Here is a 14080-nt window from a genome sequence, read left to right on the forward strand (position 1 = left end):
GCGCCGAACCGCGCCGCAGGCGCCAGCGGGAGCCGCGGCTTCCAGCGGGACCGGCACCCCACCCCAGCCCGTCCGGCGTTTGAGGACGAGGCGCGGAGCGCCGAAGCGCGCCGCAGGCGCCGGCGGGACTGGACGCTTCCAGCCGGACCGCAGCACCACTTCAGCCCGTCCGGCGTTTGAGGACTGAGGCGCGGAGCGCCGAAGTGCGCCGCAGGCGCCGGTGGGACTGGGCGCTTGCAGCGGGACCGGCACCCGCTCATAGCCCGTCCGGCGTTTGAGGACGAGGCGCGCAGCGCCGATCTGCCCGCCGCCAGGCGACGCTCCGGCCGGCGTACGCGCAGCCCGTCCGGCGATTGAGGACGCCACCGTGCGTGGTGACCTGAGGGTGAACGGGAAGAGGAGGTGAGCGTTCCGGGGAGGTTCACTTTTCGTTCACTTGCGGCCTCTGGTCACTTCACCTGATCTGCCTAATTTCGACAGTGTCGAACAGTCCCACCGGGCGAGACCGATGCGATCCGCGCATTGCTGGAGAAGAGATCTCGCCGCACCCCCCGCAAAGGACCACCGTGAAGCTTCACCGCAAGACCCGCCTCACCGCCCTCTTCGCCGTGACCGCAGCCGGCGCCCTCGCGCTGAGCGCCTGCGGCTCCGACGACAACACCGGCACCGGCAGCAGCACCGGCACGGGCGAGAGCAGCGCGGCCGCGGCCGGCATCGACTGCAAGGGCAGCGGCGAGCTGCGCGCCTCGGGGTCGTCCGCGCAGAAGAACGCCATCGACCAGTGGGTGAACGAGTTCCAGGCGGCCTGCAAGGACATCACCGTCAACTACCAGGCCACCGGCTCCGGCGCGGGCATCCAGACGTTCCTGCAGGGCAACACCGGCTTCGCCGGCTCCGACTCCGCGCTCAAGCCGGAGGAGGTCGAGCAGTCGAAGAAGGTCTGCACGAACGGGCAGGCGATCAACATCCCGATGCTCGGCGGCCCGATCGCCGTCGGCTACCACGTGGAGGGCGTGGACGGCCTCGTCCTGGACGCCGACACCATGGCCAAGATCTTCAACGGCAAGATCACCAACTGGAACGACGACGCGATCAAGAAGCTGAACCCGGACGCCGACCTCCCCGACCTGAAGATCCAGCCCGTCAGCCGCTCCGACGAGTCCGGCACGACGGACAACTTCACCAAGTACCTGGCCGCCGCCGCCCCCGAGTCCTGGACGTACGAGCCGGCGAAGAAGTGGCCGGTCAAGGGCGGCCAGTCCGCGGACGGCTCCTCCGGCGTCTCGGCCCAGGTCAAGCAGACCGACGGCGCCATCTCCTACTTCGAGCTGTCGTACGCCGCGGCCAACGGCATCGACACCGCCAAGCTGGACACCGGCGCCTCCACCCCCGTCGAGGCCACCTCGGCGAACGCCTCGAACGCGATCTCCGCGGCCAAGATCACCGGCACGGGCGGCGACCTGGCGATGGAGCTCGACTACACGACCAAGGCCGAGGGCGCGTACCCGATCACGCTCCTGACGTACGAGATCGCCTGCGACAAGGGCAACAAGGCCGACACCCTCGACGCCGTGAAGTCCTTCCTCGGCTACACCGCGAGCGAGAAGGGCCAGTCCGTGCTGAACCAGCTCGGCTACGCCCCGCTCCCCGCCGAGGTCGCCGCGAAGGTCCGCAGCACCGTCGCCTCCCTGTCCTGACCCGACCGAAGGTCTGACCCGACCGAAGGTCTGACCCGACCGAAGGTCTGACGGGACGGAAGGTCCCGACCCGACCGAAGGTCCCGAACCGAACCCCCCGGGACGGGCCGGCCCGCACAGCCGGCCGGCCCGCCCCATCCGGTGCACCGCCGCCGGAGCCCCGCTCGCGGGGCTCCAACCAGACCGGAGTAGCAATGAGTACCGACATCCACGACATACGCCCCCCGGGCGGCGACGCGACCGGGCCCGGCCCGCTCGCCGGCGCCAAGGGCACCGGCAGGCTCGGCGACAAGGTCTTCCTGGGCCTGTCCCGCGGCGCCGGCATCACGATCCTGGTGATCATGGGCGGCATCGCCGTCTTCCTCACCTGGCGCGCCTGTCTGGCCCTCGCCCAGAACGAGGGCAACTTCCTCACCACCTTCGAGTGGAACGCCAACGCGACCCCGCCGGTCTTCGGCATCGCCGTGCTGGCGTTCGGCACGATCGTCTCGTCGATCATCGCGATGGTCCTGGCCGTGCCGATCGCGATCGCGATCGCCCTGTTCATCACGCACTACGCGCCGAAGAAGCTCGGCTCGGTCATCGGCTACGTCGTCGACCTGCTGGCCGCCGTGCCCTCGATCGTGTACGGCCTGTGGGGCGCCCTCTTCCTCGTCCCGCACCTGACCGGCCCGTACGAGTGGCTGGACTCCTGGCTCGGCTGGACGACCGTCTTCTCGTACGACGGCGGGGCCCCGCGCTCGCTCATGACGGTCGGCATCCTGCTGGCGATCATGATCCTGCCCATCATCACCAACGTCTCCCGCGAGGTCTTCCGCCAGGCCCCCGCGATCCACCAGGAGGCCGCGCTGGCGCTCGGCGCCACCCGCTGGGAGGTCATCCGGATGTCCGTGCTGCCCTTCGGCCGCTCCGGTGTGATCTCCGCCTCGATGCTGGGCCTGGGGCGCGCGCTGGGCGAGACGATGGCCGTCGCGACTGTGCTGTCGCCCTCCGCCCTCCTCTCCGCGCGGATCCTCGAGCCCGGCGGCGGCACCTTCGCGCAGAACATCGCCTCCGCCTTCAAGGAGGCCGGCGAGTTCGGCCGCGACGCGCTGATCGCCTCCGGCCTCGTCCTCTTCGTGATCACGCTGCTCGTCAACGGCGCGGCCCGGCTGATCATCGCCCGCCGCAAGGAGTACTCGGGGGCCAACGCATGACGACCACACACGCCGTCACCCCCGCCGACCGCGAGGACGCCCTCGCCATCCACGTGGCGCGGCTGCCGAAGTGGGCGCCCGCCGCCATCGCCGGCACCGCCGTCCTCGTCGCGGTCGCCGTCGGCCTCGGCTTCGGGCTGCAGAGCAGGATCCAGTGGGCGCTGATCGCCGCGATCCTGTTCGTCGCCGGCCTGTACGCCGTCTCCGCGAAGGTCGAGGGGCGCCGCCAGGCCACGGACCGGCTCGCGACCTCCCTGGTCTGGGGCGCCTTCCTGATCGCCGTCATCCCACTGGCCTCCCTGATCTGGGAGACGGTCCGCAAAGGCATCAAGGTCCTCGACCCCTACTTCCTCACCCACTCCATGAACGGGGTCGCCTCCCTCTCCCCCGGCGGCGGCGTCTACCACGCGCTGCTCGGCACCGTCGAGCAGGTGCTGCTGGCCTCGCTGATGGCCGCCCCGCTGGGTCTGCTGACGGCGATCTACCTGGTGGAGTACGGGCGCGGGCGGCTGGCGAAGGCCGTCACGTTCTTCGTGGACGTGATGACGGGCATCCCGTCGATCGTCGCCGGTCTGTTCATCCTCAGCCTGTGGATCCTCGCGCTGGGCTTCGGGTACTCCGGCTTCGCCGGCTCCCTGGCGCTGGCGATCCTGATGATCCCGACGGTGGTGCGCTCCACGGAGGAGATGCTCAAGCTCGTCCCGAACGAGCTGCGCGAGGCGTCGTACGCCCTCGGCGTACCGAAGTGGAAGACGATCATGAAGGTCGTCCTGCCCACCTGCTTCGGCGGCATCGCCACCGGCGTGATGCTCTCCGTCGCCCGCATCACCGGCGAGACGGCCCCGCTGCTGCTCCTGGTGTTCGGCAACCCGGCGATCAACGCCAACCCCTTCGAAGGCGCCCAGGCGTCCCTCCCGCTGTTCATCTACGAGCAGTGGGCGGCCGGCAACGAGGCCAGCTACGACCGCGCCTGGGCGGCGGCCCTGGTCCTCATCGCCTTCGTCATGATCCTCAACATGGCGGCCCGCGCACTCGCGCTGTGGAAGTCGCCGAAGACCGGCCGCTGACGGCCACGTACGGAATCTGGAAACCAAGGAAACGCACATGGCCAAGCGCATCGACGTAACGGACCTCTCGGCCTACTACGGCCAGCACAAGGCGATCGAGGACATCACGATGTCCGTCGAGCCGAAGTCCATCACCGCCTTCATCGGCCCCTCCGGCTGCGGCAAGTCCACCTTCCTGCGCACGCTCAACCGCATGCACGAGGTGAACAACGGCGGCCGCGTGGAGGGCGAGGTCCGCCTCGACGGCGAGGACCTGTACGGGCCGGGCGTGGACCCGGTCGCGGTCCGCCGGGTGATCGGCATGGTCTTCCAGCGGCCGAACCCGTTCCCCACGATGTCGATCTACGACAACGTGGCCGCGGGCCTGAAGCTGAACCGCGGCTACAAGAAGTCCGAGCTCGACGGCGTCGTCGAGGATTCCCTGAAGGGCGCCAACCTCTGGAACGAGGTCAAGGACCGGCTGAACAAGCCCGGCTCGGGCCTGTCCGGCGGCCAGCAGCAGCGGCTGTGCATCGCCCGCGCCATCGCGGTCCAGCCGCAGGTGCTGCTGATGGACGAGCCCTGCTCGGCCCTGGACCCGATCTCGACGCTCGCGATCGAGGACCTGATGGCCAAGCTCAAGGACCGCTTCACGATCGTCATCGTGACGCACAACATGCAGCAGGCGGCCCGGGTCTCCGACCGCACGGCGTTCTTCAACCTCGCCGGCGTCGGCCAGCCGGGCCGGCTGATCGAGATCGACGACACGGAGAAGATCTTCTCCAACCCGTCCGTGCAGGCCACCGAGGACTACATCTCGGGCCGCTTCGGATAAGACTCCCGCGGCGCTGCATGGCGGTGCCGCCGCGGGACGCCCGAGCCCACGCCTTCGCACCTCGGTGCGGGGGCGTGGGCTCAGCTGCTGCGGGGGGCCTACTCGAACGCCAGGTGAACGACCCAGTACACGACCGCCGCGACGACAGCCGCCGCCGGCATGGTGATGAACCAGCCCGTGATGATGTTCTTCGCCACGCCCCAGCGCACCGCCTTGACGCGCTTCGTGGCGCCCGCGCCCATGATCGCCGAGGTGATGACGTGCGTGGTCGAGATGGGGGCGCTGAAGCCGTACGAGGCGGCGTACATGATGCTCGCCGCCGTCGTCTCCGCGGCGAAGCCCTGCGGGGGCTGCAGCTCGATGATGCGGCGGCCCAGCGTGCGCATGATGCGCCAGCCGCCGGCGTACGTGCCGAGGGAGAGCATGATCGCGCAGGCGAACTTCACCCACAGGGGGATGCTCGAGTCGTCCTGGTGGCCGGCGATGGTGAGCGCCATCACCACGATGCCCATGGTCTTGGCCGCGTCCTGCAGACCGTGGCCGAGCGCCATCGCCGCCGCGGAGACCGTCTGGGCGATGCGGAACCCCCGCTGGGTGCGGTGCGGGTTCGACCGGCGGAAGAGCCACAGGATCGACGTCATCACCAGATAGCCGGCCAGCAGGCCGACCACCGGGGACACGATCATCGGGATCACGACCTTCTCGACGACCCCGTGCCAGATCACCCCGATGCCGCCCGCCAGCGCGGCGCCGACCATGCCGCCGAACAGGGCGTGCGAGGACGACGAGGGCAGTCCGAAGTACCAGGTGATGAGGTTCCAGGTGATCGCGCCGACCAGCGCGGAGAACAGGATCCACATCCCGTGCTCGCCGCTCGGCGTCTCGATGATCCCCTCGCTGACCGTCTTGGCCACCCCGCCGCCGAGGAAGGCCCCCGCGAGGTTCATCACGGCGGCCATGGCCAGCGCGGCGCGGGGGGTCAGGGCGCGCGTCGAGACCGAGGTCGCGATCGCGTTCGCGGAGTCGTGGAAGCCGTTCGTGTAGGTGAAGCCGAGGGCGACGCCGACGGTGAGGACCAGGGCAAAGGTGTCCACCGGCGTCAGGACTCCTTGACCGCGATGGTCTCGATCGTGTTCGCCACCTTCTCGAAGGCGTCCGCGGCCTCCTCCAGCACGTCCACGATCTGCTTGAGCTTCAGCACCTCGATGGCGTCGTACTTGCCGTTGAAGAGCTGGGCCAGCAGTTTGCGGTGGATCTGGTCCGCCTGGTTCTCCAGCCGGTTCACCTCGATCCAGAACTCCGGGAGGTGCTTCAGGGTACGCAGGTTGGGCATCGCCTCGGCGGTCAGCTCGGCGGCCCGGGCCAGCACCTCGACCTGCTGCTCGACGCCCTTGGGCAGCTCCTCGACCTGGTACAGCACGACCAGGTCGACGGCTTCCTCCATGAAGTCCATGATGTCGTCGAGGGAGCTCGCGAGACGGTAGATGTCCTCGCGGTCGAACGGCGTGATGAAGGAGGCGTTGAGCTGGTGCAGGATCGCATGCGTGGCGTCGTCGCCGGCGTGCTCCGCCGCGCGCATCCGCTCGGCGATCTCCACCCGCGCGGAGGAGTCCGCCCCGAGCAGTTCCATGAGGAGCTTCGAGCCCGTCACGATGTTGTCCGCCGACGCGGCGAACATGTCGTAGAAGCTCGTCTCCCGGGGGGTCAGACGAAATCGCACGGTGAGGTCCTCGGCTGCTGCAAGCGAAAGCGGTCGTCAGCGATGCTAGGCGCTCGACGCGGGCACGGCGAACCGACCCCGGGACACCGGTAACCTGCGCAACCTTGACGAAACGGGTATCATATACCCCCGGAGGGTATTTACCCCGAGCATGGAGGACGGCGAGATGACCGAGACCGCCACGACACCGGAGACGGCCCCGGCCACCGCCGCCACGCCGCCCGGCCCGCACGGCTACCACAAGGACAAGGACCTCCACCTCAAGCGGCTGCGCCGCATCGAGGGCCAGATCCGCGGACTGCAGCGGATGGTCGAGGAGGACGTCTACTGCATCGACATACTCACCCAGGTGTCCGCCGGCACCAAGGCCCTGCAGTCGTTCGCCCTGCAGCTGCTGCAGGAGCACCTGCGCCACTGTGTGGCGGAGGCCGCCGCCAAGGAGGGGTCGGCGTCGGACGAGGTGGACGCGAAGGTCGAGGAGGCCACCGCGGCGATCGCGCGGCTGCTGCGGTCCTGAGGCCACGCGGTCCGGTCCTCCGCGGTACGGCCCGCATCGGGTACGGCCCGCATCCGGTACGCCCGGAAGGTGCCGGTCACGCGACCGCGGCAGGGTCCGGGCCGCGGCGCCCGCGACCTGCCGGGCTGCGCGTCCTATACCGGCCGGGCGTCGCCCGTACGGCCCTCCGGGGCCTCACCTGCGCCCGGCGTCACCACCCTCAGCACCTCGTCGATCTCATCGGTCGTGAGACGTTCGTGCGTGGTGTTGCTGGCGGCGATGATGAGCTCACCGCACAGATCGATCTCCGCGAGCGCCACATGGTCCTGGACCGCCGATCCACGAGCCACGTGACATCACCCCTTCTACTCCGCGTCGTTCGGCAATCCCTGCACCATGGGGGGCACCGCTCAGCGTAGGGAGGGGAACACCGTCCGCGCATGACACGTCTGGACCATTTCCGCCTCAGGACGCGGCCACCGTCCCCGCGTAGATGTCCGCCGGATCCGGCAGTCGTACGGGCACGGGGCGACCGAAGTCGAAGTACTCGGAGGTGGACGCGACGGATACCGCGCGGCCCTCCGTCAGGGTGAAGCGGTGCCGGACCTTCCGCGGCCTGCCCCGCTCGTCGAGATAGGCGTCGAACTGCACCTCGTCCTCGGCGAATCCCTCCGCCGCGGCCCGCAGCGCGCCGCGCGCGAACGGGGACGCGGACTGCGCCGCGCGGTCCAGGTCCGTCACCCCGCGGTAGTGCAGTACGCGCACGCCGTCCAGCACCGTCGCGCCCACGAACTCCACCTCGCGTGCGCCGCGCAGCAGTTCGGCGGCGGTGCAGGGGTCGGTGGCGCCGTTGCTCACCAGGTTCCCGTCGGTGAGCCGGGTCGTGTCCAGGCGCAGCCACTTGTCGCGCGGGACGCCCGCGCCGCGGTTCTTCATGTACAGGGCGCCGGGCGCCTGGAGTTCGGTGATGGGGTCGCCCTTGGCCTGCGGCAGTACGACGTCCAGCCGGCCGACGCCCTGCGTGTAGTCGAAACCGCCCGTGCCGCGGACCGTCACCCGGGTGCCGCCGCTGGTCATCTCCATCGCCGTACGGGCCCGGGAACTCCCCGTCCGCGACAGCGCGTCGGCGGCGCCGCGCACCGCGGCCACCGGGTCGCCGCCGGGGTGCTCGGTGGCCTCGGCGGGGCTGCCCGTACAGCCCGTGGTGCCGAAGGCGAGCAGGGCCGCGGTGCACAGGGCGGCGCCGCACGCGCCGCCTCTGCGGAGTCGGGTGCCGATCCGCCCGGGGGCCGCTGACGGCCTGGCCCGCTGTCGCGTCGCTCGCTCGACGAAGTACACCTTGGTGTCGCCCGCTTCGGTTGTCCTCAGCTGCCTCAAAACGACCCCCAGAATCGTTTCGTATCGAATAACGCGGGAGGCCGCCGGCGGTCACGGCGCCGCCGTATACGCCCCGCTATGGAGCGTCCCGCTCCGCCCCGGTACCGTGGATCCGTGCTCAACCACGGACCGGGAAACCGCCCAGGCCCTCTGCACGAGGCCCACCGACTGGCGTCGGCGGGCGCCTCGGGCGACCACTCCGTCTCGATGAGGGAGGAGGGGGCGTTCGCCGTCGCCGTGTGCACGTGCGGCTGGTCCGGCCCCGCCCGCAGAGCACGCTCCCGCGCCCGTGAGGACGCCGCGCTCCACGGCCGGGACTGATCGCCCCCGCCCGGACATGAGGGCGGGTCGTATCCCATCCCGTCCGGCCCGACGACCGCCATCGAGGCACGAGGACGAGGGACGCATCCCATCCCGTCCGGCCCGACGACCGCCACCGAGGCACGAGGGCGAAGGTCCACATACCAGCCCGTCCGGCGTTTGAGGACGAGGCGCGCAGCGCCGATCCGCGTCAGCCGGCGCAACGTAACCAGCGGCTCGGGGCACGGGCGGAGCCCGGCCCTATGGCGTGCGGGCAGCGCGTGCGGTGGACTGTGCGGATGCGCAGGCGCAGTCTGATCGGAGCCGCCGCGGTACTGCCCCTCGGCGGCTGCACCAGCGACGGCGGGAAACCCGAGCCGAGGCACAGCTCCGCCGCGCCGCCGTCGAGGCCGCCCACCGGGTCCGCCGGGGCCGCCGACTACGCCGCTCTCGGGCGCGGGCTCGACGGACGGCTCGTACTACCTGGGGACGGGAACTACGCGCGGGCCGCGCGCCTGTACAACACCCGGTTCGACGGGCTCAGGCCCGCCGCCGTCGCCTACGTCAGCCACCGCGGCGACGTCGCCGAGGCGCTGGCGTTCGCGCGCGCCCAGGGCGTGCCCGTCGCGGTGCGCAGCGGCGGGCACTCGTACGCCGGGTACTCCAGCGGCGACGGGCGGCTCGTCATCGACGTGTCCGCGCTGGCGCGGACGGACACCGGCGGGGACACCGCGACCGTCGGCGCCGGGGCCCGGCTGGTCGACGTGTACGAGGCGCTGGCCGGACGGGGGCGGACCATACCGGCCGGCTCCTGCCCCACCGTCGGCGTCGCCGGCCTGACCCTCGGCGGCGGGCACGGGGTGGTCTCCCGGGCGTACGGGCTGACCTGCGACAGCCTCACCGGGGCCACCGTCGTCACCGCCGACGGCCGGACGCTGGAGTGCGGCGAGGGCGAGAACGAGGACCTGTTCTGGGCGCTGCGCGGCGCCGGCAACGGCAACTTCGGCGTCGTCACCGAGCTGCGCTACCGCACCCACCCGGCGTCCGAGATCGTCAACTGCTACATGACCTGGCCCTGGTCGCGCGCCGAGCGCCTGGTGCGCACCTGGCAGCGGTGGGGGCCCGAGCAGCCGGACGAGCTGTGGTCGGCGGTCCATCTGGGCGGCCGGGCCGGGGAGCCGCCCACGGCGACCGTGCTGGTGATGTCGCTGCGCGACGAGGCGGGCGTGCACACGGCCGTGGACCGGCTGGCGGACCAGCCCGGTGGTCCCGGCCCCGCCGCGTCGGTGTCCGTCACCCCCGTCCCGTACATCGAGGCCATGCGCCGCGCCGCCGGCTGCTCCGCCGCCACCCGCCACGGGTGCCATCTGGAGGGCTCCCTCCCGGGCCAGGACCGGGCGGGGGTGCTGAGCCGCGACACGTACGCGGCGCGCTCGGACTTCTTCGACCGCCCCCTCGGCGACGCCGACCTGGCCCGGCTCCTGGGCTGGTGCGCGCGCACCGGCACCGAGCGGATGGTCCAGCTGACCGCGCTCGGCGGGGCGGTGAACCGCGTCGCTCCCGGCGCCACCGCGTTCGTGCACCGCGACCAGCGCGTGCTGGCGCAGTACCTGGCGTCCTGGCAGGCGGACGGCGACGACACCGCCGCCCAGCGCTGGCTGGCGGGCGTGCACGGCGCGATGCGCGGGGCCGCGTCAGGCAGCGCGTACCAGAACTACACGGACGCGACGCTGAAGGACTGGCGTACGGCGTACTACGGGCAGGCCGCGGAGCGCCTCGCCGGGATCAAGCGGCGGTACGACCCTGAGCGGCTGTTCGACTATCCACAGGCTGTGTGAAACGCCGGCGGTCCCGCACCGCCGGGACGACGGCCGTCGCCGTCACCGCCGCCGTCAGCGCGAACGCCGCCGGATGCCCGAGCGCCGCGACGACCGGGGCGGCGAGGAGGGCGCCCGCACCCATGCCCGCGTCGTACGCGAGGTTCCACAGGGCGCTGACCGTCGCCTGGGAGGACGCCTCGACGCGGGCGTACATCAGCGTGAGGGTGGCGCTCTGGGCGATGCCGAAGCCCACCCCGAACAGGGTGACGCCGCCGAGCACCGCGGCAGGCGAGGCGGTCAGCGCCGTCAGCGCCATCCCGGCCGCCGACAGCAGCAGCCCCGGCAGCACCAGCCGCGCCGGCCCGTGCCGGTCGCCGTACCGCCCGGCCCACCAGCGCACCGCGGTCGAGGCGGCCGGCTGCAGCAGCAGCGCCAGGGCGACGAGCGTGCCCGAGCCGGCGGGGACGGCGGCGGGCAGGAAGGTGGGGATGACCCCGGCGGCCAGTGCGGAGGCGGCGAAGACCAGCGCGGGCCCGGCCAGCGCGGGCGTCCGCAGCCCGGCGACGACGCCCACGGACTTGTCGCCGGTCGCGGTGGCGGCGCGATCGGGCAGCCCCGGCACCGTCACCACCGCGGCCAGCACCACCGCACCCGCCGCCACCGCGACCGGTGTCACGCCGACCCGCCCCGCCAGCCACACCCCGAGCGGCAGCGCCAGCATCCCGGGCACCCCGCCCACGACGCCGATCAACGCCAGCCCCTCCCCGCGCCGCCCGGGCGGGATCAGCGCGGCAGTCAGCGCTCCCCCGGCGACGACGGCCAGCGCGAATCCGAGCCCCCGCAGCACGCTGACCGCCACGATCCAGCCCACGCTCCCGGACACCGTGAGCACCAGCGCCGGCGCCCCCAGGAGCACCAGCCCGCCGCCCAGCGTCCACCGGTAGCCCAGCCGCGCCACCAGCCGGGGCGTCGCCAGTTCCCCGGCGACGGTGGCCGCCATCAGCGCGCCGGTGGCCAGTCCGGCGGCGCCGCCACCGCCGTGCTCACCGGCGTACAGGGGCACCACGGCCAGCAGCAGGAAGAAGCCGGACGAGCAGCCGACGATGCTCACACAGCGCAGCAGCAGCGCCCGTGTGAGAAGCGGCGGGCGGTCGGCGCCCCGGGTGCCGGTGCGGGTCACGGTTGTCATGGCTTCTGTCATGGCTTCGACGCTAGGGGGCCACCGGTCCACCGGTAAGCTCCAATTCCATGCCGCAGGAGTGGTCCGGTTCGACACCCGAGTTGCTGCTCGCCCTCGACCGGCGGAGCGGCGAACCCCTGCGCGTACAGCTGGAGTCGCAGCTCAGGACGGCGATCCGGAGCGGGCGGCTGGAGTCCGGCGAGCGGCTGCCGTCCTCGCGGGAGTTGGCCCGGGAGCTGGGGCTGTCGCGCGGCCTGGTCCAGGAGGCGTACGCCCAACTGCAGGCGGAGGGCTATCTGGTGACCCGTACGGGCTCCGCCACCCGCGTCGCGCCGTGCGCGGAGCAGGCGGCCGGTCCCGCCCGGGAGGAGGAGCCCGCGCCCGAACCGCCCCGGCTGCTCGCCGACTTCCGGCACGGGGTCCCCGATCTGACCGCCTTCCCCATGACCGACTGGCTGTGGGCGCTGCGCGAGGCCGGCCGGCGCATCCCGACCGCCGAGCTGGACTACGGCGACCCGCGCGGCTCGGCGCGGCTGCGTGCGGTGCTGGCGGGCTATCTGCGCCGGGTGCGGGCGGCCGCGGCTGATCCGGCGCACACGGTGGTGTGCGCGGGCTACGCGCAGGGGCTGGCGCTGACGCTGCGGGCGCTGGCGGACGCCGGTGTGCGGACGGTGGCGTACGAGGACCCGGGGGCGCCGGGCACGGCGCGGCGGTACGCGGCGCTGGCGGGCATGGAGGCCGTGCCGGTGCCGGTGGACTCCGCCGGGCTGGACGTGGCGGCGCTGGAGCGGACGGGGGCGCGGGCGGTGCTGGTCACACCCGCGCACCAGTGGCCGACCGGGGTGGTGCTGGCGCCGGAGCGGCGGACGGCGCTGGCCCGGTGGGCCGTACGGCATGACGGATACGTCGTGGAGGACGACTACGACGCCGAGTTCCGCTACGACCGCGAACCCGTCGGCGCCCTGCAGGGCCTGGCCCCGGACCGGGTCGTGTCGATCGGCACGGTGAGCAAGTCGCTGGCCCCGGCGCTGCGGCTGGCCTGGCTGCTGTGCCCGCCGCCGCTCACACCCGCCGTACGGGCGCTCAAGGCGCTCGAGGACCGCGGCTCACCGGCCCTGGACCAGCTGGCGCTGGCGGTGCTCGTGGAGTCCGGGCGTTACGACCGGCAGCTGCGCCGGATGCGCGCGCGGTACGCCGCCCGGCGCGTCGCGCTGGTGGAGGCGCTGGCCGCGCACGCCCCGGCGGTGCGGTTGACGGGGCTGGCGGCGGGGTTCCACGCGGTGGCGCATCTGCCGGCGGGCCGGGACGAGGCGGCGGTGATCGCGGCGGCGCGGGAGAGGTCGGTGGGGCTGTACGGGATGTCGGCGTGCCGCTCCTCGGGGGAGCCGGAACCGCCGCAGCTGGTGCTGGGCTTCGGGGACACGACGGAGCGGGCGGTGCGGGAGGGGATCGCGGTGGTGGGGGATCTGCTGGGGTAGTTCAGCGATCCGCACACGGATCTCTCGGCGAGGTTCGACGATCCGCGCCCCCTCAAGCCGCCAGATCGTCCTCCCCCGCCCGCGCCGGCACGGCCCACGTCACCCCGGACCCGGGCTCCGTCGCGGGCGAGGTGTCACGGACCAGCCCCAGCCGCCGTGCCAGCGACGACAGCCGGCCGATGGCCGGCGGCGCCAGCAGCAGGGCCGTCGCCGCGCCGAGGGCGAACCCGCCGATCACGTCCGTCGGGTAGTGCACGCCGAGGGCGATCCGGCCCAGCCCCTCCAGCAGCGCCAGCACCAGCGCGACCGCGCCGAAGCCCCGGTGGGCCACGAAGGCGGCGACGGCCAGCGCGGTGGCCACGGCCGCGTGGTCGCTGACGAACGACCAGCCCCCGGAGGCCAGCAGCGCGTCCACGCCCTCGACGTCCGCCTGCTCGGGGCGTACGCGCTCCACGAAGCCCTTGATGGGGATGTTGACGGCGAACGCGACGGCCGCGGCGACTGGCGCCCACAGCAGCGCCCCCAGCGCACCGGCGGCCCGGGGCCCCTCCTGCGTACGCCGGATCCGCCAGCCGCACACCGCGATCAGGACGACGAGCAGCGCGATGATGCCGAACCGGGCGGCGAACACCAGTAGTTGCTCCAGCCACCCGGGGGCCGAGTCGGCGAAGCCGTTGAGACCGCGCAGCACAGACGTGTCCACGTCGGTCCCCGTCCCGGCCGGCGGCGCGCCCGCCGCTCCGGTGTACCGAGGCTCCATGCCCAGTTCCTCATCTCTGTACCGCGTCGTGTCCCGTGCTGCCCGCCCCCGTGGTCAGTCGAAGTCATGCGGCCCGCTTCATCGTTATGCCCCAGGAAACGTGAGAGCGGTCGCTACCGTTCCGTACTCCACCGAAAGATCACCGTTCGGTTATCCAAGGGTGACCGTCCGTTCG

14 protein-coding genes are annotated in these 14080 nt (G+C 72.5%); 8 read left to right on the forward strand and 6 right to left on the reverse strand.

The window, feature by feature from the left end; translation table 11 throughout:
- Positions 1-566: 566 nt before the first annotated feature.
- From pstS to pstB, 4 genes are all read left to right on the forward strand, one after another.
- Positions 567-1697: a phosphate ABC transporter substrate-binding protein PstS gene (pstS, locus tag AB0M28_RS30815; protein WP_365412326.1), complete on the forward strand. Its 1131-nt coding sequence runs from the start codon at positions 567-569 to the stop codon at positions 1695-1697.
- A gap of 194 nt (positions 1698-1891) precedes the next feature.
- A complete protein-coding gene (gene pstC / locus AB0M28_RS30820; protein WP_365412329.1) occupies positions 1892-2893 on the forward strand; it encodes a phosphate ABC transporter permease subunit PstC in 1002 nt (333 codons plus the stop codon).
- Positions 2890-3960, forward strand: a complete 1071-nt coding sequence (gene pstA / locus AB0M28_RS30825; protein ID WP_365412331.1) for a phosphate ABC transporter permease PstA — start codon at positions 2890-2892, stop codon at positions 3958-3960. Before pstC ends, pstA begins: the two co-directional genes overlap by 4 nt.
- 37 nt (positions 3961-3997) lie before the next feature.
- Positions 3998-4774: a phosphate ABC transporter ATP-binding protein PstB gene (gene pstB, locus AB0M28_RS30830; RefSeq protein WP_365412333.1), complete on the forward strand. Its 777-nt coding sequence runs from the start codon at positions 3998-4000 to the stop codon at positions 4772-4774.
- Between the two features lie 98 nt (positions 4775-4872).
- Here the strand turns inward: pstB and AB0M28_RS30835 are convergent, their stop codons facing one another.
- Both AB0M28_RS30835 and AB0M28_RS30840 read right to left on the reverse strand, forming a co-directional pair.
- Positions 4873-5868, reverse strand: a complete 996-nt coding sequence (locus AB0M28_RS30835) for an inorganic phosphate transporter (protein ID WP_365412335.1) — start codon at positions 5866-5868, stop codon at positions 4873-4875.
- A gap of 5 nt (positions 5869-5873) precedes the next feature.
- Positions 5874-6494, reverse strand: a complete 621-nt coding sequence (locus AB0M28_RS30840) for a DUF47 family protein (protein WP_365412337.1) — start codon at positions 6492-6494, stop codon at positions 5874-5876.
- Between the two features lie 166 nt (positions 6495-6660).
- Between AB0M28_RS30840 and AB0M28_RS30845 the strand changes: the two genes are divergently transcribed.
- Positions 6661-7011: a metal-sensitive transcriptional regulator gene (locus AB0M28_RS30845; protein ID WP_365412339.1), complete on the forward strand. Its 351-nt coding sequence runs from the start codon at positions 6661-6663 to the stop codon at positions 7009-7011.
- Between the two features lie 134 nt (positions 7012-7145).
- Here the strand turns inward: AB0M28_RS30845 and AB0M28_RS30850 are convergent, their stop codons facing one another.
- On the reverse strand, positions 7146-7340 hold the full coding sequence (locus AB0M28_RS30850) for a hypothetical protein (RefSeq protein ID WP_365412341.1): 195 nt from the start codon (positions 7338-7340) through the stop codon (positions 7146-7148).
- A 115-nt stretch (positions 7341-7455) separates the two neighbouring features.
- Positions 7456-8211 (reverse strand): hypothetical protein, encoded by a 756-nt coding sequence (locus AB0M28_RS30855; protein ID WP_365412372.1) that lies wholly within the window; start codon positions 8209-8211, stop codon positions 7456-7458.
- Positions 8212-8481: 270 nt separating this feature from the next.
- On the opposite strand from AB0M28_RS30855, the gene AB0M28_RS30860 reads away from it, so the two are divergent.
- Positions 8482-8688 carry a hypothetical protein gene (locus AB0M28_RS30860; RefSeq protein ID WP_365412378.1) on the forward strand — a complete coding sequence of 69 codons (207 nt, stop codon included), beginning with the start codon at positions 8482-8484 and terminating at the stop codon, positions 8686-8688.
- A gap of 278 nt (positions 8689-8966) precedes the next feature.
- Positions 8967-10505, forward strand: coding sequence for an FAD-binding oxidoreductase (locus AB0M28_RS30865; RefSeq protein WP_365412343.1), 1539 nt, complete (start codon positions 8967-8969; stop codon positions 10503-10505).
- Here AB0M28_RS30865 and AB0M28_RS30870 read toward each other — a convergent pair.
- Entirely contained in the window at positions 10453-11688 is a 1236-nt protein-coding gene (locus AB0M28_RS30870; protein ID WP_365412345.1) for an MFS transporter, read from the reverse strand. The genes AB0M28_RS30865 and AB0M28_RS30870 overlap by 53 nt on opposite strands.
- A 47-nt stretch (positions 11689-11735) precedes the next feature.
- Here AB0M28_RS30870 and AB0M28_RS30875 point away from each other — a divergent pair, with 47 nt between their 5' ends.
- Complete coding sequence (locus AB0M28_RS30875; RefSeq protein ID WP_365412347.1) at positions 11736-13145, forward strand: PLP-dependent aminotransferase family protein; 1410 nt, start codon at positions 11736-11738, stop codon at positions 13143-13145.
- A 52-nt stretch (positions 13146-13197) separates the two neighbouring features.
- Here AB0M28_RS30875 and AB0M28_RS30880 read toward each other — a convergent pair whose 3' ends face one another.
- Positions 13198-13905: a phosphatase PAP2 family protein gene (locus AB0M28_RS30880; RefSeq protein ID WP_365412349.1), complete on the reverse strand. Its 708-nt coding sequence runs from the start codon at positions 13903-13905 to the stop codon at positions 13198-13200.
- Between the last annotated feature and the right edge of the window lie 175 nt (positions 13906-14080).

The sequence above is a fragment of the Streptomyces sp. NPDC051940 genome (genome assembly GCF_040680895.1).
In the GTDB taxonomy this organism is placed as follows: domain Bacteria; phylum Actinomycetota; class Actinomycetes; order Streptomycetales; family Streptomycetaceae; genus Streptomyces.